At 74.5% G+C, this 17316-nt stretch carries 17 protein-coding genes and 1 tRNA gene; 6 read left to right on the top strand and 12 right to left on the bottom strand.

Features of this window, described 5'->3' with window-relative positions; translation table 11 throughout:
* Positions 1-31 precede the first annotated feature (31 nt).
* A complete protein-coding gene (locus ACZDWJ_RS05640) occupies positions 32-1081 on the top strand; it encodes an SGNH/GDSL hydrolase family protein (protein ID WP_463519948.1) in 1050 nt (349 codons plus the stop codon).
* A 201-nt stretch (positions 1082-1282) separates the two neighbouring features.
* Here the strand turns inward: ACZDWJ_RS05640 and ACZDWJ_RS05635 are convergent, their stop codons facing one another.
* Together ACZDWJ_RS05635 and ACZDWJ_RS05630 are read right to left on the bottom strand one after the other, a co-directional pair.
* Entirely contained in the window at positions 1283-2179 is an 897-nt protein-coding gene (locus ACZDWJ_RS05635; RefSeq protein WP_463519947.1) for a Bax inhibitor-1/YccA family protein, read from the bottom strand.
* 127 nt (positions 2180-2306) lie between these two features.
* Positions 2307-2960: a class I SAM-dependent methyltransferase gene (locus ACZDWJ_RS05630; RefSeq protein WP_463519946.1), complete on the bottom strand. Its 654-nt coding sequence runs from the start codon at positions 2958-2960 to the stop codon at positions 2307-2309.
* Positions 2961-3012: 52 nt separating this feature from the next.
* On the opposite strand from ACZDWJ_RS05630, the gene ACZDWJ_RS05625 reads away from it, so the two are divergent.
* Positions 3013-3615, top strand: a complete 603-nt coding sequence (locus ACZDWJ_RS05625; protein ID WP_463519945.1) for a C39 family peptidase — start codon at positions 3013-3015, stop codon at positions 3613-3615.
* A gap of 15 nt (positions 3616-3630) precedes the next feature.
* Here the strand turns inward: ACZDWJ_RS05625 and ACZDWJ_RS05620 are convergent.
* The 3 genes from ACZDWJ_RS05620 to ACZDWJ_RS05610 all read right to left on the bottom strand — a co-directional run bounded on the left by ACZDWJ_RS05620 (position 3631) and on the right by ACZDWJ_RS05610 (position 4805).
* A tRNA-Leu gene (locus tag ACZDWJ_RS05620) sits at positions 3631-3704 on the bottom strand.
* Between the two features lie 25 nt (positions 3705-3729).
* Positions 3730-4290 (bottom strand): peptide deformylase, encoded by a 561-nt coding sequence (def, locus tag ACZDWJ_RS05615; RefSeq protein ID WP_463519944.1) that lies wholly within the window; start codon positions 4288-4290, stop codon positions 3730-3732.
* On the bottom strand, positions 4287-4805 hold the full coding sequence (locus ACZDWJ_RS05610) for a glycine cleavage system transcriptional repressor (protein ID WP_463519943.1): 519 nt from the start codon (positions 4803-4805) through the stop codon (positions 4287-4289). The genes def and ACZDWJ_RS05610 overlap by 4 nt, the downstream gene beginning before the upstream one ends.
* A 50-nt stretch (positions 4806-4855) precedes the next feature.
* Between ACZDWJ_RS05610 and ACZDWJ_RS05605 the strand changes: the two genes are divergently transcribed.
* Entirely contained in the window at positions 4856-5662 is an 807-nt protein-coding gene (locus ACZDWJ_RS05605; RefSeq protein ID WP_463519942.1) for a hypothetical protein, read from the top strand.
* A gap of 104 nt (positions 5663-5766) precedes the next feature.
* On the opposite strand, the gene ACZDWJ_RS05600 is transcribed toward ACZDWJ_RS05605, so the two are convergent.
* The 4 genes from ACZDWJ_RS05600 to eno all read right to left on the bottom strand — a co-directional run bounded on the left by ACZDWJ_RS05600 (position 5767) and on the right by eno (position 9157).
* Complete coding sequence (locus tag ACZDWJ_RS05600; protein ID WP_463519941.1) at positions 5767-6666, bottom strand: Ppx/GppA phosphatase family protein; 900 nt, start codon at positions 6664-6666, stop codon at positions 5767-5769.
* A complete protein-coding gene (locus tag ACZDWJ_RS05595) occupies positions 6663-7166 on the bottom strand; it encodes a DUF501 domain-containing protein (RefSeq protein WP_463520012.1) in 504 nt (167 codons plus the stop codon). The genes ACZDWJ_RS05600 and ACZDWJ_RS05595 overlap by 4 nt, the downstream gene beginning before the upstream one ends.
* A gap of 49 nt (positions 7167-7215) precedes the next feature.
* Entirely contained in the window at positions 7216-7641 is a 426-nt protein-coding gene (locus ACZDWJ_RS05590) for an FtsB family cell division protein (RefSeq protein ID WP_463519940.1), read from the bottom strand.
* A gap of 238 nt (positions 7642-7879) precedes the next feature.
* Positions 7880-9157 carry a phosphopyruvate hydratase gene (eno, locus tag ACZDWJ_RS05585; RefSeq protein WP_463519939.1) on the bottom strand — a complete coding sequence of 426 codons (1278 nt, stop codon included), beginning with the start codon at positions 9155-9157 and terminating at the stop codon, positions 7880-7882.
* 113 nt (positions 9158-9270) lie between these two features.
* Here eno and ACZDWJ_RS05580 point away from each other — a divergent pair, with 113 nt between their 5' ends.
* The 3 genes from ACZDWJ_RS05580 (at position 9271) to ACZDWJ_RS05570 (ending at position 12174) form a co-directional block, all read left to right on the top strand.
* A complete protein-coding gene (locus tag ACZDWJ_RS05580; RefSeq protein ID WP_463519938.1) occupies positions 9271-10389 on the top strand; it encodes a hypothetical protein in 1119 nt (372 codons plus the stop codon).
* 48 nt (positions 10390-10437) lie between these two features.
* Positions 10438-10986 (top strand): tetratricopeptide repeat protein, encoded by a 549-nt coding sequence (locus ACZDWJ_RS05575; protein WP_463519937.1) that lies wholly within the window; start codon positions 10438-10440, stop codon positions 10984-10986.
* Between the two features lie 105 nt (positions 10987-11091).
* Positions 11092-12174 (top strand): hypothetical protein, encoded by a 1083-nt coding sequence (locus ACZDWJ_RS05570; RefSeq protein WP_463519936.1) that lies wholly within the window; start codon positions 11092-11094, stop codon positions 12172-12174.
* 37 nt (positions 12175-12211) lie between these two features.
* On the opposite strand, the gene ACZDWJ_RS05565 is transcribed toward ACZDWJ_RS05570, so the two are convergent.
* The 3 genes from ACZDWJ_RS05565 to mfd form a co-directional block, all read right to left on the bottom strand.
* Positions 12212-12640 carry a MazG nucleotide pyrophosphohydrolase domain-containing protein gene (locus ACZDWJ_RS05565; protein ID WP_463519935.1) on the bottom strand — a complete coding sequence of 143 codons (429 nt, stop codon included), beginning with the start codon at positions 12638-12640 and terminating at the stop codon, positions 12212-12214.
* Complete coding sequence (locus ACZDWJ_RS05560) at positions 12637-13323, bottom strand: SurA N-terminal domain-containing protein (RefSeq protein WP_463519934.1); 687 nt, start codon at positions 13321-13323, stop codon at positions 12637-12639. Before ACZDWJ_RS05560 ends, ACZDWJ_RS05565 begins: the two co-directional genes overlap by 4 nt.
* A gap of 135 nt (positions 13324-13458) precedes the next feature.
* Complete coding sequence (mfd, locus tag ACZDWJ_RS05555; protein WP_463519933.1) at positions 13459-17070, bottom strand: transcription-repair coupling factor; 3612 nt, start codon at positions 17068-17070, stop codon at positions 13459-13461.
* Between the last annotated feature and the right edge of the window lie 246 nt (positions 17071-17316).

Here is a 17316-nt window from a genome sequence, read left to right as displayed (position 1 = left end):
TCCACCCCCGCGGCTCCGTAGGATCACAGGCATGGGCAAGGCAGCGGCGGCGCGCAGGCTGGCCTCCGCGGCGGCACTCGGCGGCGGAGGCCTCTCCGTCGTGGGCGCCGGGCTCTACGGCGTCCTCACCATGGAGGCGCGCTGGGCGCGCAAGACCATCGGCCCGATCCTCGAGACCCCGCCGCCGGACCCCACCGGCTGGTACGGCCGCGGACGTCCCGGCCCGGCCATCAAGATGGCCGTCCTCGGTGACTCCAGCGCCGCCGGATACGGCGTCGACCGCGTCGAGGAGACGCCCGGCGCGCTGCTGGCCAGCGGCCTGGCCGCCCACGCCGACCGCCGCGTCCACCTGCGCGACGTCGCCGTCGTCGGCGCCCGCACCAGCGACCTCGACGACCAGATCGGGCGGGTGCTGCCCACCTCGCCCGACGTCGTCGTCATCCTCATCGGCGCCAACGACGTCACCCACGTGGTGCCGCCCGCGGTCTCGGTGCGCCACCTCGCCGAGTCGGTGCGCCGCCTGCGCGAGGCCGGCGTGGCCGTCGTCGTCGGCACCTGTCCCGACCTCGGCACCATCAAGCCGATCGCCCCGCCGCTCAAGCAGGTCGCCCGCACCTGGTCCCGACGGCTGGCCGCCGGCCAGACCATCGCGGTGCTCGAGGAGGGCGGCCGCACGGTCTCCCTCGGCTCGATCCTCGGCCCGGAGTTCGCCGCCACCCCGGCGCTGCTCTTCGGCCCCGACCAGTTCCACCCCTCCGCCGAGGGCTACCGCCGCCTGGCCTCGGTGCTGCTGCCGAGCATGCTGGCGGCCCTCGGCGTCGTCGACGAGCGCGAGCTGACGCTGGAGTCGGTGCGCGGCGAGGGCGTCCTGCCCATCACCGACGCCGCCATCCGCGCGGTCAACCACCCCGGCACCGAGCTCGACGGCACCGAGCTCGGGGGCACCCGCCTGGGCGTGCGCGGTCGCTGGGTCGAGCTGCGCCATCGTCGCCGTCGCGACGACACCGCCGGCGAGAGCCCCGACGACACCGAGCACGACCAGCCCGGTCCGGCCGCCGAGCCGGAGCCGGTGCCGGTCTGAGCGCGGGCGGTTTCCTCGGATGTCCGGGGAAGCTGGACGTCGTCAGGGAAGTCACCCCTGACAACGTCCAGTCCTCCCTGACCTGATCACGTCCACGCGGTCGTCGAGCACGGGCGTCGAGCAGGCACCCGGACGCACGAAGGCCCGCCCGAGCCGAGGCTCGAGCGGGCCGACGTGGACCGGCGTGCGGTCCGCAGCTGATCAGTCTTGGGAGAAGAACGCCAGGATGCGCAGCAGGTTGGTGTAGATCCAGACCAGGCTGACGGTCATCGCGAACGCAGCGCGCCACGACTCCCGCTCGGGCAGGCCGTTGCGGATGCCCTGCTCGACGAAGTCGAAGTCCATGATCAGCATGAACACGCCGAGCACCAGGCCGGCGACGGCGGTGATCATGCCGATCCCGCTGACGCCGAAGAGGCCGATCTGGGCGCCGAACAGGCCGAGGACCAGCTCCATGAGCGAGAGGCCGATCATGCCGAAGACGGCGGCGATGACGAACCGCTGGAACTTCGCGGTGACCTTGATGTTGAACACCTTGTAGGCCGTCAGCGTGCCCGCGAAGGCCGCGAACGTGCCGATGACCGCGCCCTGGACGACGTTGCCGTCGGGGTAGGCGATGTTGAACACCTTGCTCAGGCCACCCAGCGCGACGCCCTCGGCGACGGCGAAGAGCAGCACGAGCGCGGGGCTGATGACTCGCTTGAAGGAGTTGACCATCGACAGCACGAAGGCGACGAGGCTGCCCAGCGCGGCGGCGGCGAACAGCGTGCCGAGGCCGCTGGTGTCGGCGCTGCCGTCGGGCAGGGTCGTGACGTCGGGGGTGAGGATCCAGGTGGCCATCGCAGCGAGGATCACGACGCCGATGCTGGCGGCGGTCTTCTGCACGACGGTGTCGATCGTCATGGGGGACTCGGCGCGCGGCGGCACGCCGTAGCCCTGGCCGTAACCCTGGGAACCGGTCTGGGGGTCTCCCGGCGCGCCGACGCCCCACGTGGAGGGGTCATTGGAGTAACCGGGGTAGGTCTGGTTGCCGTAAGCGTTCGAGCCGGCTCGGTTGAACTCCTCCGAGCGGCGGAACACCGGGTTGTTGCTCTGCATGGTCTCCTCCCTGGAGGCCGGACGGTCGCCGCTGTGACGACTCGTCGAGGACGACACCCTAGTGCCGTCCACCTGGTCCAACGCCGCCTGACGGGTGAACGTTCCCGTTCTCAGGGGACCCACAGGGTCAGCGGCGGCGCGCGCGCACCACGGTGTCGACGACGGCGACGGGCACGCCGTCGACGTCCTGCTCGCGCCGCTCCTCGGCGGCGACCTCGACCTCCCAGTCGGCGTCGAGCCCCTGGAGGACCCCCACGACGTCATCGGGCGTCACCAGCAGCTCGATCGGCGGGCGGCGCACGCCGGCGGCCACGTCCTGCGGGTGGTGGGCGACGACCAGGAGCCGGCCGCCGGGCGCCATCGCGTCCGCCATCGCGGCGTAGGCCGGGGCGCGCAGCTGCTCGGGCAGGTGCAGGAAGTGGGACGCGACGAGGTCGTAGGGCCCGCCGGGCACCGGCTCCCCGGAGAGCGCGTCCCACGGCAGCGTGCGGACCTCGACGCCCTCGGCGGCGGCATGCTCGGCGGTGCGCTCCAGCGCGACGAGCGAGACGTCGACGCCGGTCGTCTTCCAGCCACGGGCGGCCAGCCACACGGCGTCGGCCCCCTCGCCGCAGCCGACGTCGAGGGCGCGGCCGGGCGTCAGGGCGGCCACCTGCTCCACCAGCCGCCGGTTGGGACGCCCGCTCCACACGCGCGAGGCCGCGTAGCGGCGGTCCCACAGGGCGCGACTGAAGGGCGGCGGCTCGGCGACGTCGTCCGGCTCGACGGGGTCAGGGCTCACGGCGACGATCCTGGCACGCAGCCCCTGCGGACCCTCGGCTAGCGTCGACGCCGTGACGCGCTCGGTGCCCGTGGTCTCCCAGTACGCCTCCCCCGCGCTGGTCGCGGACGTCCAGGCCGGACGACGGGCCGTCGCCGACGACCCGGCCTGGCCCTCCACCGGGGCGCCCGACCTCGAGGCCTACGCCGCCTGGGCGCAGCGCTGGTGCGGCATGGCCTGCCTGCGGATGGCGCTGCTGGCCCGCGACGGCGAGGCGCCGACGCTGCACGCGCTGGCGACGGCGGCGCACCGGCACGGTGCCTACAGCGACGAGGCGGGCGCCCCCGGCGGCCTGATCTACGCGCCGTTCGTGGAGTTCGTCGGACGCGAGCTCGACCTCGTCGCCCGCTCCGAGCCGCACCTGACGGTCGAGGGGCTCACGGCGGCGATCGACGCCGGAGCGCTCGTGATCGCCTCGGTCACCTCGGAGGTCCGGCGTCCCGAGAGCACGCCCTCGCGCACCGGCGGACACCTCGTGCTCGTCGTCGGCCACGAGGACGGCCACCTGACCCACCACGACCCCGCCGGCGACACCCCGGACTCGCGGGTCGCACGGCTGCCCGTCGAGGTGTTCGCGCGGTTCTTCGCCGGACGCGGGATCGTGCTGGAGGTGTGAGGGAGGTCTGAGCGGTGCCCCCGGCGGGACTCGAACCCGCACTGCGCCGTTTTTAAGACGGCTTCCTCTGCCGGTTGGGATACGGGGGCGGTGCCGGCCGGGCCGGCGTCGGTCCTAGAGGTAGGTCTTGCGCTGGTAGATGGCGTGGGCGCCGGCGACGCGGTCGAGGAACAGCAGACCCTGGCAGTGGTCGATCTCGTGCTGCAGCGCCCGGGCCTCGAAGGCCACCGCTCCGAGGACGACCTCCTCGCCGGTGCCGGGCAGCTGGCCGCGTACGGTGACGCGGGAGGCGCGCTTCACATCGCCCGTGAGGTCGGGGACGCTCATGCAGCCCTCGCGGGCCTTCTCGTTGCGGCTGGACTCCACGACCTCGGCGTTGCACAGCACGAACGTGCCGTGGTGCTCGCGAGTCTTGGGATGCTCGGAGACGTCGACGCAGAACATCTGCGCGCTCACGCCCACCTGCGGGGCCGCGAGGCCGACGCAGCCAGGGCTGACGCGCATCGTCGCGACGAGGTCGGCGGCCAGCTGCACCGACTCCGGGGCGGTGGGGTCGACGGCGGCGCCGACGGTGGCCAGCACCGTGGCGGGCGCGCGGACGACGTCGAGGACCCGGCCCTCGACCCCGAGGTCGGTCTCGCTCCAGGCCGCGACCCGGGGCTCGAGCTCGCTCACAGGTCGTCGGCCTCCGCGGCGCGCAGGGTCGCGCCGACGCCGAGGGCCTCCGCGGCGCCGGCGATGGCCGCACGCACGGCGTCGACGTCGGTGCCGGCGGGCAGGTCGATCTCGGCGATGAGCAGGTAGAGGTCGCCGGCCAGACGCGTGGTGAGGTCGGTGATGTTGCCGCCGACGGCCGCCACCTGGCTGACGACCGAGGAGACGATGCCCGGACGGTCGCCGCCGTGCACGGTGAGCACCCAGCTGCTGCCGACCGCGGCGCCGCCGCCGCTCGCGGCGACCTCGCGGACGCTCACGCTCAGCGAGTCGTCCGCGGCCAGCGGGGCGAGGGCCTGCTCGAGCGCGGCGGCGTCGACCTCGCCGGCGCACACCAGCGTCATGGCGAAGTGCCCGCGCAGGAGGGTCATCGAGGAGTCCTCGAGGTTGAGGCCGAGGTCGGCGAGCCGCCCGGTGGTCTCGGCGATGATGCCGGGCCGGTCGTGCCCGAGGACGGTGATGGCGTGCGAGGTCACCGACGCATTCTCGCAGGTCGCGGCGGCGCGTCCGACGTAGCCTTCCGCGCGTGACATCTCGGGAGCCGACCCTGACGCGCGTGCTGGGCATGGAGGTCGACGCCGGCCTGCTCGCACGCTGGGCCGGCTGGCTGGCGCCGTCGGTGCAGCCCTTCCGCGTCGACGCAGACCTCGCGCGCCTCGTCGCGGACCACGTCGATCCGCGTCCGGCCCCGTCGCTGCGCCCCGTGGATGCCCGCAGGGACGTCTTCGGGCTCTACGCGCCTGCGCCCGAGCCCGACGTCGTCTGGCTCGACGAGGACGCCTTCCACGCCCTCCCCGCGCCGGTCCGCACCGCCCTCGTCCGGGCTCGGCTGGCCGACGACGCCGACCTGGTGCCGAGCGTGCGGGTCTGGCGCGGACGTCTGGGCGAGTACGTCGAGGCGGGACGTCGTCCCAGCCGTCACGGCGAGGTGTCCCCCGCGACCTGGACGGCCGCCGTGACGGTGCTGCCGGACGCGCGCGACGTGGCGGGACGCTTCGCCCCTGAGAGCGGACCCAACTGCTTCGGCGCGGTGATGGCCGCAGCCGGCGTCCCCGGGGCGGCGACGACCTGGATGCAGCGCGAGCCGTTCGAGGCGTTCCTCGCCGACCGCACCCGCCCCGGTGGCCGCGACGAGGACCCGGGCACGGTCTGGGTGTGGCGCTCCACCGACGGCGCCGTCCAGCACGCCGCGGTGACTCTCGGCGACGGGTGGGCGCTGCACAAGCCGTCCCAGGGCTGGATGAGCCCCACCAAGGTGCTCGACCTGCGCGGCTGCCGCGCGAGCTCGCGGTCCCCCGGCCGACGCCTCGCCCGCCGCACGCTCCTCGTCTGAGGCGTCCCCGGGCCGGGACCTGGCACGCGAACTGTCTGCTTGGCACACGACATCTCGCGTGCCAAGCAGACGATCACCCGGTCAGCCGGGTAGTTGACCGGCGCTCAGATGCTCCACGCGATCCCGTCGAGGATGTCCGCCTCGGCCACCACCAGATGCGAGGCGGTGGCGCGAGCGAGCACCCGGCTGACGATGAGGGCACCGGCGGGGATGACGTCGGCGCGGCCGGGGTGCATCCAGCCGAGCTCGAGGCGCTGGGCGGTGGTCATGGCGACGAGCTCGTCGCAGAGACGGTGGACGTCGGCCATCGGCAGGCGGGCGTGGTCGATGGCGTCGGGATCGAAGGCCTTCAGGCGCAGGACGCCGGCGGCCACCGAGGTGAAGGTGCCGGCGACGCCGACGACGGTGGCGCCGAGCGCGGGATCGACGGGGCAGGCGTCGAGCTCGGCGTCGACGTGGGCCACGCACGCCGCGATCTCCTCGGCGGTGGGCGGGTCGGAGCGCAGGAACCGCTCGGTGAGGCGCACCGAGCCGATGTCCATCGAGTGGGCGGCGGTGGGCGCGGCGTCGCCGAGGATCAGCTCGGTGGAGCCGCCGCCGACGTCGATGACGAGCACCGGACGGGCGGCGTCGTCGAGGCCGCGGACCGCGCCGGCGTAGGCCAGGGCGGCCTCCTCGGTGCCGCTGAGCACCTCCGGGCGCACGCCGAGCCGCGCGAGGACGCCGTCGGAGAACTCCTCGGCGTTCGAGGCGTCGCGGGTGGCCGAGGTGGCGCAGAAGCGGATCCGCTCGACCGGGACGTCGTGGGCGGCGATGAGCTCGGCGTACTCCTCGACGGCCGCGAACGCCCGCGCGAGGGCCTCGGGCGCGAGCCGGCCGGTGGCGTCGACGCCCTGGCCCAGCCGCACCATCCGCGAGGTGCGCACGGCGACGTCGGGCAGCGCGCCGATGAGCAGCTTGATCGTGTTGGTGCCGCAGTCGATCGCGGCGACGGGCCTGCTCACTCCCCGGGCCGCGGGGTGCAGGAGCCGGACTCCCACCAGGGGCCGAGGAGGTCGAGCACCTCGTCGCCCAGCGGGTTGACGCCCCGGCCCTGCGCGAGCGCCTGGCCGGCCAGCACGTGCAGGCACTTGACGCGGGTCGGCATGCCGCCGGCGGAGATGCCGGCGATCTCCTCGACCTCGCCGAGCTCGGCGCGGGCGGCCAGGTAGCGCTCGTGCGCGGCGGCGTAGGCGGCGGCGAGCTCGGGATCCTCGCCGAGCCGGGCCTCCATCTCCTTCATCAGACCGCCGCCCTCGAGGCTGCCGATGCGCGAGGCCGCGCGCGGGCAGGTGAGGTAGTAGGTGGTCGGGAAGGGCGTGCCGTCGGGCAGCCGTGGCTCGGTGGTGACGACGTCGGGGTCACCGCAGGGGCAGCGGTGGCCCACGGCGGCGATGCCGCGCGGGGTGCGTCCGAGCTGGGCGGCGACGGCGGCCTCGTCGGCAGGATCGATCACGCCGAGGATTCTCCCCGCTGCGGCCCGGGCGTGCGAGTCCGGGGTGCGGGAGCGGGCCTCAGCGGCCCTGCTTCTCCCGCGAGCCGTCGATCTCGGTGGCCGGGGGCGTGCCGGGGTCCTGCGGCGGGTCGCCGGCCACCTGCACCGAGCGCCAGGCGTCGTCCCACCAGGCGCGCGGCTTGCTGGGCGTGCCCACCGAGGACGGGTCGCCGAGCTCGGACTCCGCGCGCAGCGGCTGGCCGTCCTTGCCGAGCACGACGTAGCAGGTCTCGCCGGGGTCGCAGTAGCCGAAGCGCTCGCGGGCGACCTGCTTGATGTAGGCGGGGTCGGAGAAGCGCTCCTTCTGCTCGCGCAGCGCGTCGATCGCCTTCTGCTTGCGCGCGATGTCGCTGCGGACCTGGTCGAGGTCGGAGCGCTGACGCAGGTAGGCCTTCGCCGAGGAGGCGTAGGAGACGGTGAGCACCGCCAGCACGAGCACCAGCACGGCGGCCCGACCCGTCAGCCGGGGCCGACGCCGCTCGGGACGCGTCGGGGCGCCGCCGGAGCCCCCGGTGCGTCCCGGGCCGCTCGAGCCACCCGAGCCGCGCCCGGAGGAGCCGCCCCCCGACGCGGGTCGGGGGGTGGCGCGCTCGGGGCGCTCGGCGGGTCGGGACCCCGCACGACCCGGACCGACCCCCGGGACGAGGTGCGTCGGGGGTCGGGGCTCACCGTCCTAGGGTGACTCAGGCGGAGTAGCGCGGGAACGCCGACACACCGGCGTACCGGGCCGCGTCGCCGAGAAGGTCCTCGATGCGCAGCAGCTGGTTGTACTTCGCGACGCGGTCCGAGCGCGCCGGGGCGCCGGTCTTGATCTGGCCGCAGTTGGTGGCGACGGCGAGGTCGGCGATCGTGGTGTCCTCGGTCTCGCCGGAGCGGTGGCTCATCATGCAGCGGTAGCCGCTGCGGTGCGCGAGGTCGACGGAGTCGAGGGTCTCGGTGAGCGTGCCGATCTGGTTGACCTTCACCAGCAGGGCGTTGGCCTGGCCGCCGGTGATGCCGCGCTGCAGCCGCTCGACGTTGGTGACGAAGAGGTCGTCGCCGACGAGCTGGGTCTTCGCGCCGAGCTGGTCGGTGATGGCCTTCCAGCCCTCCCAGTCGTCCTCGTTGAGGGGGTCCTCGATCGAGACGATCGGGTAGGCGGCGACGAGGTCGGCGTAGTAGGCGGTCATCTCCTCGGCGGTCTTGGTGCCGCCCTCGAAGGAGTAGACGCCGTCGTGGTGGAACTCCGAGGCGGCGACGTCCATGGCGAGCGCGATGTCGCGGCCGAGCTCGAGGCCGGTGGCCGCGACGGCCTCCGCGATGAGGTCGAGCGCGGCGCGGTTGCTCTCGAGGTTGGGCGCGAAGCCGCCCTCGTCGCCCAGGCCGGTGGAGAGGCCCTTCTTCTTCAGCACCGACTTCAGCGCGTGGTAGACCTCCGCGCCGGAGCGCAGCGCCTCGGCGAAGGTGGGGGCGCCGATGGGCGCGATCATGAACTCCTGGACGTCGACGTTGGAGTCGGCGTGGGAGCCGCCGTTGAGGATGTTCATCATCGGCACCGGCAGCACGTGGGCGTTCGGGCCGCCGACGTAGCGGAACAGCGGCAGGCCGGCGGAGTCCGCGGCGGCCTTGGCCACGGCGAGGGAGACGCCGAGGATGGCGTTGGCGCCGAGGGTGGCCTTGTTCGGGGTGCCGTCGAGGTCGAGCATCGTCTGGTCGAGGACGCGCTGGTCGTCGGCGTCGAGGTTCTCGATGGCCGGGCCGATGGCGTTGTTGACGGCCTCGACGGCCTTGAGGACGCCCTTGCCGAGGTAGCGCTCGCCGCCGTCGCGCAGCTCGACGGCCTCGAAGGCGCCGGTGGAGGCACCGCTCGGGACGGCTGCGCGGGCGAAGGTGCCGTCGTCGAGGACGACCTCGACCTCGACGGTGGGATTGCCGCGGGAGTCGAGGATCTCGCGGGCGCCGACTGCTTCGATGGATGCCACGGTGAACACTTCCTGAGCGAGGGTGACGGACGCACCGCAGCCTAGTGCCGCGCGCCGACGTCGCCGTCCCCGCCGCCCGGGCTCGGACGCGCGAGCCTCTACAGTCGGTCGGCGTGAGCGACGCACGGCTGTGCCTGACCATGATCGTCAAGGACGAGGCCGCCATCATCGAGCGGTCGCTGGCGGCCGCGGCGCCCTGGATCGACGCCTTCGCGATCCTCGACACCGGCTCCACCGACGGCACGCCCGCGGTGATCGAGGCGTTCTTCGCCGAGCGCGGCGTCCCGGGCACGGTGGGGCACGGGGAGTTCCACGACTTCGCCCAGGCCCGCAACGACGGCCTCGACCTGGCCCGCGACTGGTGCGCGGCGAACCCCGACCCCGCCGGGCGCCCCACCTACCTGCTGCTGTGCGACGCCGACATGGAGCTGCGCGTCGACGACCCGACCTTCCGGACGCGGCTGCACGCCCCGCTCCACCTGCTCGAGCAGCGCTCGGAGGCCCTGCACTACGCCAACGTCCGCCTGGTGCGCGCCGACGCCGAGGCCCGCTACCGCGGCGTCACCCACGAGGTGGTCGTCGTCCCGGGCTCCGACCCGGTGCCCGCCGACGGCGCCTGGTTCGTCGACCACGCCGACGGGTCGAGCCGCACGGTGAAGTTCGAGCGGGACCTGCGCCTGCTCGAGGGCGCCCTGGCCGAGGACCCCGACGACGCCCGCTCGGCCTTCTACCTCGCCCAGACCCTGCGCGACCTCCACCGTGACGCCGAGGCCCTGGCCGCCTACGAGCGCCGGATCGCCCTCGGCGGCTGGGAGGAGGAGGTCTGGTACTCCCGCTTCCAGGTGGCGATGCTCAGCGAGCGCCTCGGCCTCGACGACGCGCTGGTGATCGGACGCCACCTGGAGGCCTGGCAGTCGCGGCCCACCCGCGCCGAGCCGCTCGTCGAGCTCGCGCGCTTCTGCCGCGAGCGCGGTCCCCGCTGGCCGCTGGCGGCGCTGGCCGCCCGCCAGGCGTGCGCGCTGGGCCGGCCCACCGACGTGCTGTTCGTCGACCCCTCCGCCCACGGCTGGCGGGCCCTCGACGAGCTCGCCGTCGCGGCGTACTGGATCGGGGACGCCGCCACCTCGCTGCAGGCGGCGCGCCAGGCCCTCGCCCATCCCGACCTGCCCGCCGCGCACCGGGCCCGCGTCGAGGAGAACCTGGGCCACGCCCAGCGCCTGGCCGGCGGCTGACCCGCGGCTGACCCGCGGCTGACCCAGCGGGTTGAGCATTCCTCTCAGGTGCGGTCCGCCCGGGCCGATCGCCCGGTCGTGCAGCAGATCTCCCGCAGCCCGCGTCGTCGTCGAGTCCTCCGCTCCGTCCCGGCCGTCGTGCTGGGCGTCTGCCTGACCACCGGCCTCGCCGGCTGCTCCGGCGGCTCGGACGGCTCCGGCGACTCGGACGCCGGCTCGAAGGCCGCGGCCGCCCGGGCCTCGACGCTGGTCGACCGCGGCGCCGCCCAGCTGCAGTCCGGCGACGCCACCGGCGCCCGCACCACGCTGAAGGAGGCCGTGCGCCTCGACCCCGACAACGTGTTCGGGCACTACGACCTCGGCCTCATCGCCCAGCAGGGCGGCAGCACGCTCGAGGCCGTCACGCACTACGCCGCGGCCATCCGGCTCGACCCGGAGTACGTCCCGGCGCTGAACAACCTGGCGATCCTCACCGAGGGCCAGGACCTGCGCGGTGCCGCCGCCCTGTGGAAGCGCGTCGTCGACCTCAAGCCCGGCGACGCCACCGCGAGGGCCCGGCTGCGGTCGGTCCAGAAGCGCCTCGCCGCCTCGCGCTGATCCGGCGCGACCCGCGTCGATCCTCAAGCCCCGACGTCGCCCCGGCGGCGTCGACGACCCGTCCGGACGGTCCGCGACGGGCACCATGGAAGGTGGAACCCCCACATGACCTCTACCCGCACGATGCGGCGCGCCCTCACGTCCGTGGCGCTCATCGCCACGTCGACCTCGACCCTCATGGCCTTCGCGCCGGCCTTCGCCGACGCCCCCGGCCAGCGCGAGGGCGTCATCACCGCCTGCTTCAGCAAGGACGGCAGCCTCCGCGTCGTGCCCGCCGGTCGCGCGTGCAAGACCGGGGAGACCCCGATCGCCTGGAACGGCCGCGGCGCCACCGGCGCCACCGGCGCCACCGGCGCCACGGGTGCCACGGGTGCCACGGGCGCGACCGGTGCCACGGGCGCCACGGGCGCGACCGGCGCCACCGGCGAGGCCGGCGCCCAGGGCATCCAGGGCGCCACCGGCGCCACGGGTGCCACCGGCGAGACCGGTGCCCAGGGCATCCAGGGCGCCACCGGCGCCACCGGCGCCACCGGTGCCACGGGCGAGACCGGCGCCACCGGCGCCACGGGAGCGACCGGCGCCACCGGCGCGACCGGCGCGACCGGCGCCACCGGCGAGGCCGGCGCCCAGGGAATCCAGGGCATCCAGGGCATCCAGGGCCTGATGGGCCCGGCCGGCGCTGACGGCGCCACCGGCCCGACGGGTCCGACGGGTCCGACTGGCGCCACCGGCCTCGCGGGCGAGAACGGCGCCACCGGTGCCGCGGGCGCGACCGGCGCTGCCGGCGCCAACGGCCTGGACGGCGCCACCGGCCCGACCGGCGCCACCGGTCCCACGGGCGCCACCGGCGCGACGGGAGCCACCGGTCCGACCGGAGCCACCGGCCCCGCGGGCGCCGACGGCACCTTCGCCGGCACGCTGACCTACCGCACCGCACCCGTGCCCGGACTTTCCGGCCCGGTCACGGCCACCGCGAGCTGCCTCACGGGGGAGACCGCGGTCGGCGGAGGCATCATCGGCGGCGAGGGCGACGCCGTCTACAGCTCCTACCCGTCCAACAGCGCCGGCACCCCGGCCCTGAACGGCGCCACCAGCGCCACCTCGTGGACCGTGGGGACCAGCCACGCCGACGGCAGCCCGCTGACGGCCTACGTCGTCTGCGCCTCGGAGACCCTGCCGCAGGCCTGATCCACCCGCACCACCGTCGAGGCCGTCGGGCGCGAGGTCACTCCTCGCGCTCGGCGGCCTTGATCTGCTCCCAGCGCCGGGAGACCTCCTCGGCGCTCAGCCCGGCCGCGGCGGCCCGCTGCTCCGGGGTGCCGAGCACGTGCGGGTTGCGGCGGCGCATCTTCTCGGCCAGGCCCGCGACGACGTCGTCGATCGTGAACTGCCCGGCCTCCTCGGCGATGGCGGCGTGGAAGTAGACCTGCAGCAGCAGGTCCCCCAGCTCCTCGCGCAGGTGCGCGGGATCGCCCTCGGCGATCGCCTCGGCCACCTCGGCGGCCTCCTCGTGGAGGAACGGCACCAGGGAGGCGTGGGTCTGCTCGCGCTTCCAGGCGCACTCGGCGCGCAGCAGCCGCATCGTCTCCCGGAACTCCAGCAGCGGCTCCTGCTCCTGCGGGTGCCCGCCCGAGTGGTCCTGGGACGAGGTCACCGCGCGGTGCAGCGCTGGTCGGCCGGGAGCGCGGCGAGCTGCTCGGGGCCGGGCGACGGCGCGGCCGCCGTCGTGGCGATGCCGCTGACCGGCACCGAGAGGTCGGCGGGAGCGGCCGGCGCGGCGCCGAAGTCGATCGGCGAGAACAGCGGGTTGGTCTCGATGTCGGCAACCTTCTGGGCGTTGAGCAGCAGCTGCTGGCCGGCGGCCGTGCGCACCTGATCGGCGGCGTCCGCGCCGAGGGTGGCCGTCACGGCGCGGTCGAGCACCTCGTTGGCGTAGGTGCCGGCGGCGAAGACCGGCAGGGCCGCGCTGCGGTCGGCGGCGCTGACGCCGGTGAGGCTGGTGCGGGTGGCGTCCTCGACCTGACGGTAGAGGTCGCGGCCGTCGATGCCGTTCTCGCGGGCGATGCGGTCGGCCAGCACCTTCACGGCCAGCTGGGTCAGGACGATGTTGCGCAGCTGGAAGCCGGTGTAGCCCTGGCCCAGCCGCGTGGGGTCGGTGCGCAGCACGTCGCAGGCGGGCCCAGCGGCGTCGTCGACCTCCCGCAGGCTGATCGTGGTGCCGTCGACGACCGCGGCGGTGCCGGGGCGGATGGTCTGGTCGGAGACCCCGCACGCGGAGAGCGAGGAGGCGAGGACGGCGACGGCCGCCGCACCGAGGACGGGACGCATGAGGCGCACGGGCACTCCTTGGCCGCGCTCAGGCGCGCGGTGAGAGGTGACGGGATGTGACGCAGGCCATTCAAGCACCCGCGCCCGGCGTCGCCGCCAGCCCCCGCCCACGGCCCGGGACCCACCGCGGGACTCCCGCGGGCCTCACGCGCTCTTCGAGGCCTCCGGCGGGTCGATGACCGCGTCGATGACCTCGCGGGCCCACTGCAGCAGGGCGATGCCGTCCAGCGGCTTCCCGCCGATCACCGCGGTCTGCGGACGCGGCACCAGGATGGTGTCCAGGGCCGGCTTGATGAGCGACTTGGGGTACATCCGCTGCAGGCGCACCTGACGCGACTCCGGCAGCGAGACCGGCGCGAAGCGCACGTTGCGGCCGGCGATCGTCACCTCGCCGATGCCGGCCTGCCGGGCCCGCGCCCGGAACCGGGCCACCAGCAGCAGCGAGACGACGACGATCGGCGGCTCGCCGTAGCGGTCGACCAGCTCCTCGTGGATGGCGTCGACGTCCTCGTCGGTGCGCACCTCGGCCAGCCGCTTGTACATCTCCAGGCGCAGCCGCTCGGAGGGGATGTAGTCGTGGGGCAGGTGGGCGTCGACGGGCAGCTCGATGCGCACCTCGTTGAGCTCCTGCTCGCCCTCGCCCTTGAAGTCCGAGACGGCCTCGCCGACGAGCCGGACGTAGAGGTCGAAGCCGACGTCGGCGATGTGGCCCGACTGCTCGCCGCCCAGCAGGTTGCCGGCGCCGCGGATCTCGAGGTCCTTCATCGCGATCGCCATGCCGCCGCCGAGGTCGGAGTGCTGGGCCAGGGTGGCCAGCCGCTCGTGGGCGGTCTCGGTGAGCGGCTTCTCCGAGGGGTAGAGGAAGTAGGCGTAGGCGCGCTCGCGGGAGCGTCCGACGCGGCCGCGCAGCTGGTGGAGCTGGGAGAGGCCGAGGGTGTCGGACCGCTCGATGATCATGGTGTTGGCGTTGGAGACGTCCAGGCCGGACTCCACGAGCGTGGTGCACACGAGCACGTCGAAGCGCTTCTCCCAGAAGTCGAGCATCACCTGCTCGAGCTGGCGCTCGTTCATCTGCCCGTGCGCCGTGGCCACCCGCGCCTCGGGCACCAGCTCGGTGAGGCGGGCGGCGGCCTTCTCGATCGAGTTGACCCGGTTGTGGATGTAGAAGACCTGGCCCTCGCGCAGCAGCTCGCGGCGGATGGCGGCGATCACCTGACGATCCTCGTAGGCCCCGACGTAGGTGAGCACCGGGTGGCGCTCCTCGGGCGGGGTCGTGATCGTGGACATCTCGCGGATGCCGGTGATCGCCATCTCGAGCGTGCGCGGGATCGGGGTGGCGCTCATGGAGAGGACGTCGACGCTGGTGCGCAGTCGCTTCATCTGCTCCTTGTGCTCGACGCCGAAGCGCTGCTCCTCGTCGACGATGATCAGGCCGAGGTCCTTGAACCGGATGTCGGCGTTGAAGAGCCGGTGGGTGCCGACGACGACGTCGACGGTGCCGTCGGCCAGCCCCGCCATCACCTCGGCGGCCTCCTTGTCGGTCTGGAACCGGGAGAGGCCCTTGAGCACCACGGGGAACCCGCTCATGCGCTCCATGAAGGTGGACAGGTGCTGGGTGACCAGCAGCGTCGTCGGCACGAGGACGGCCACCTGCTTGCCGTCCTGCACCGCCTTGAACGCCGCGCGCACCGCGATCTCGGTCTTGCCGTAGCCGACGTCGCCGCAGATGAGGCGGTCCATCGGGACGGTGCGCTCCATGTCGCGCTTGACCTCGTCGACGGTGACCAGCTGGTCGACGGTCTCGGTGAACGGGAAGGCGTCCTCGAGCTCGCGCTGCCAGGGGCTGTCGGGGCCGAAGGCGTGGCCCTTCGTGGCCTGGCGGGCGGCGTAGAGCTTGATCAGCTCCGCGGCGATCTCGCGGACGGCCTTGCGGGCGCGGCTCTTGCGCTTGGACCAGTCGGCGCCGCCGAGGCGGTCGAGGCTGGGCTGCTCGCCGCCGACGTAGCGGGTGACCTGGTCGAGGGCGTCGGCCGGCACGTAGAGCCGGTCCGGCGGGGCGCCGCGCTTGGACGCGCCGTACTCGAGCACGAGGTACTCGCGGGTGGCGCCCTGCACCTCGCGCTGCTTCATCTCCACGAACCGGCCCACGCCGTGCTGCTCGTGGACGACGTAGTCGCCGGCCTTGAGCTCGAGGGGGTCGATCTGCTTCTTGCGGCGCGCGGGCATGCGGCGCATGTCGCGGGTCGAGGAGCGCTGGCCGGTGAGGTCCTCGCCGGTGAGCAGCACCAGGCGGGCGTCGTCGTCGACGAAGCCGTGGGCCAGGGTGCCGCAGGAGACCGTGACGACGCCCTCCTCGACGCCGGCGCTCTCGTCGAGGCGCGCGGCGACGTCGGCCTCGCCGAGCACCTGCAGCGTGCGCTGCGCCGGGCCGTGGGCGGGCTGGACGACGAGCACGCGGTAGCCCTGCTGCTGCCAGCGGGCGAGGTCGGCGGTGGCCTTCTCGACGTCGCCGCGATAGGCCTCGGCGGGCTGGGCGGTGAGGGCGCGGGACGCGACGCCGACGTCGCCGGCCCGCACGTCGGAGGCGCCGTCGAGGCCGGCGATGCCGTCGGGGCCGGCGTCGTCGGGCGCGAGGCCGAACGGGCTCATCGACCACCAGGCCATGCCGCGCCCGATGGCGTGCTCGCGGACGTCGGCGAGGGTGCGGTAGGACGCGGCGCCGAGGTCGATCGGCGCCTCGCCGCCCGAGGCGGCCGCGGCCCAGCTGGCGCCGAGGAACTCCTCGGAGGTGGCGACGAGGTCGTGCGCGCGGCGGCGCACGCGCTCGGGGTCGAGCACCAGCACGTGGGTGTCGACCGGCACGACGTCGACGAGCAGCTCGAGGTCGTCGACGAGCACCGGCGCGAGGGACTCCATGCCCTCCACCGCGATGCCGGCGGCGATCTTGTCGGTGAGCTCGATGAGCCGCGGGTGACTGCGCCCCAGCTCGGCGGCGCGGGCGCGGACGTCGTCGGTGAGCAGCAGCTCGCGGCACGGCGGCGCCCACAGGCGCTGCACCGGCTCGAGGGTGCGCTGGTCGGCGACGGAGAAGGAGCGGATGCCGTCGACCTCGTCGCCGAAGAGCTCCACGCGCAGCGGGTGCTCCTCGGTGGGCGGGAAGACGTCGACGATGCCGCCGCGCACCGCGAACTCGCCGCGCTTCTCCACCAGGTCGACCCGGCTGTAGGCGGCGCCTGCCAGGGCCGCGACGACGTCGTCGAGGTCGGCGGTGTCGCCGACCCTCAGCTCGACGGGCGTGAGGTCGCCCAGGCCCTTGACCTGCGGCTGCAGCACCGAGCGCACCGGCGCCACGACGACCTGGAGCGGCCCGGTGGTGGCGTCGTCGCCGGGGTTCTGCAGGCGACGCAGCACCGCGAGCCGGCGTCCGACGGTGTCGCTGCGCGGGCTGAGTCGCTCGTGCGGCAGCGTCTCCCAGCTCGGGTAGTAGGCCACCGCGGCGGGGTCGACGAGCCCGGCGAACGCGGCGTCGCCCAGCGCGGTGACGAGGTCCTCGGCCTCCCGGCTCGTGGCGGTGACCACGAGCACCGTGCGGCCGGCGCCGGCGATGCCGGCGGTGAGGAACGGCCGCAGCCCCTCGGGGCCGGTGAGGTCGAGCGAGCGCAGCCGGCCCTGGCCGGCCTCGACGACGACCTCCGCCAGCGTCGGCTCGGCCAGGACGGCGCGGGTGAAGCCGGAGGCGGGGACTGCGGTGGACACGGGTGCTCCTCGGGGTTCGACGGAGTGTCGGCGCGCGCGGGCGCAGCACGAACGCCCCGGCTCGAGCGAGACCGGGGGTGCGGCGTCGATTCTACGGGCGGCTCGTCGGCGCGCCTCCCCCGCCAGTTTCATCGGTCAACCGATGAAGCTGGCGCTTGGACGATGAAGCTTCATCGGTCAGGCGCCAGTTTCGTGCGCGGGGTCGACGGCGGGGGTCGGTGCGGGCCGATCTGTGCGTTTCGGCGG

The sequence above is a fragment of the Nocardioides sp. B129/18 genome (assembly GCF_055282735.1).
Note: the sequence above shows the minus strand (reverse complement) of the source record. Positions and strands in the feature narration are given on the sequence as shown.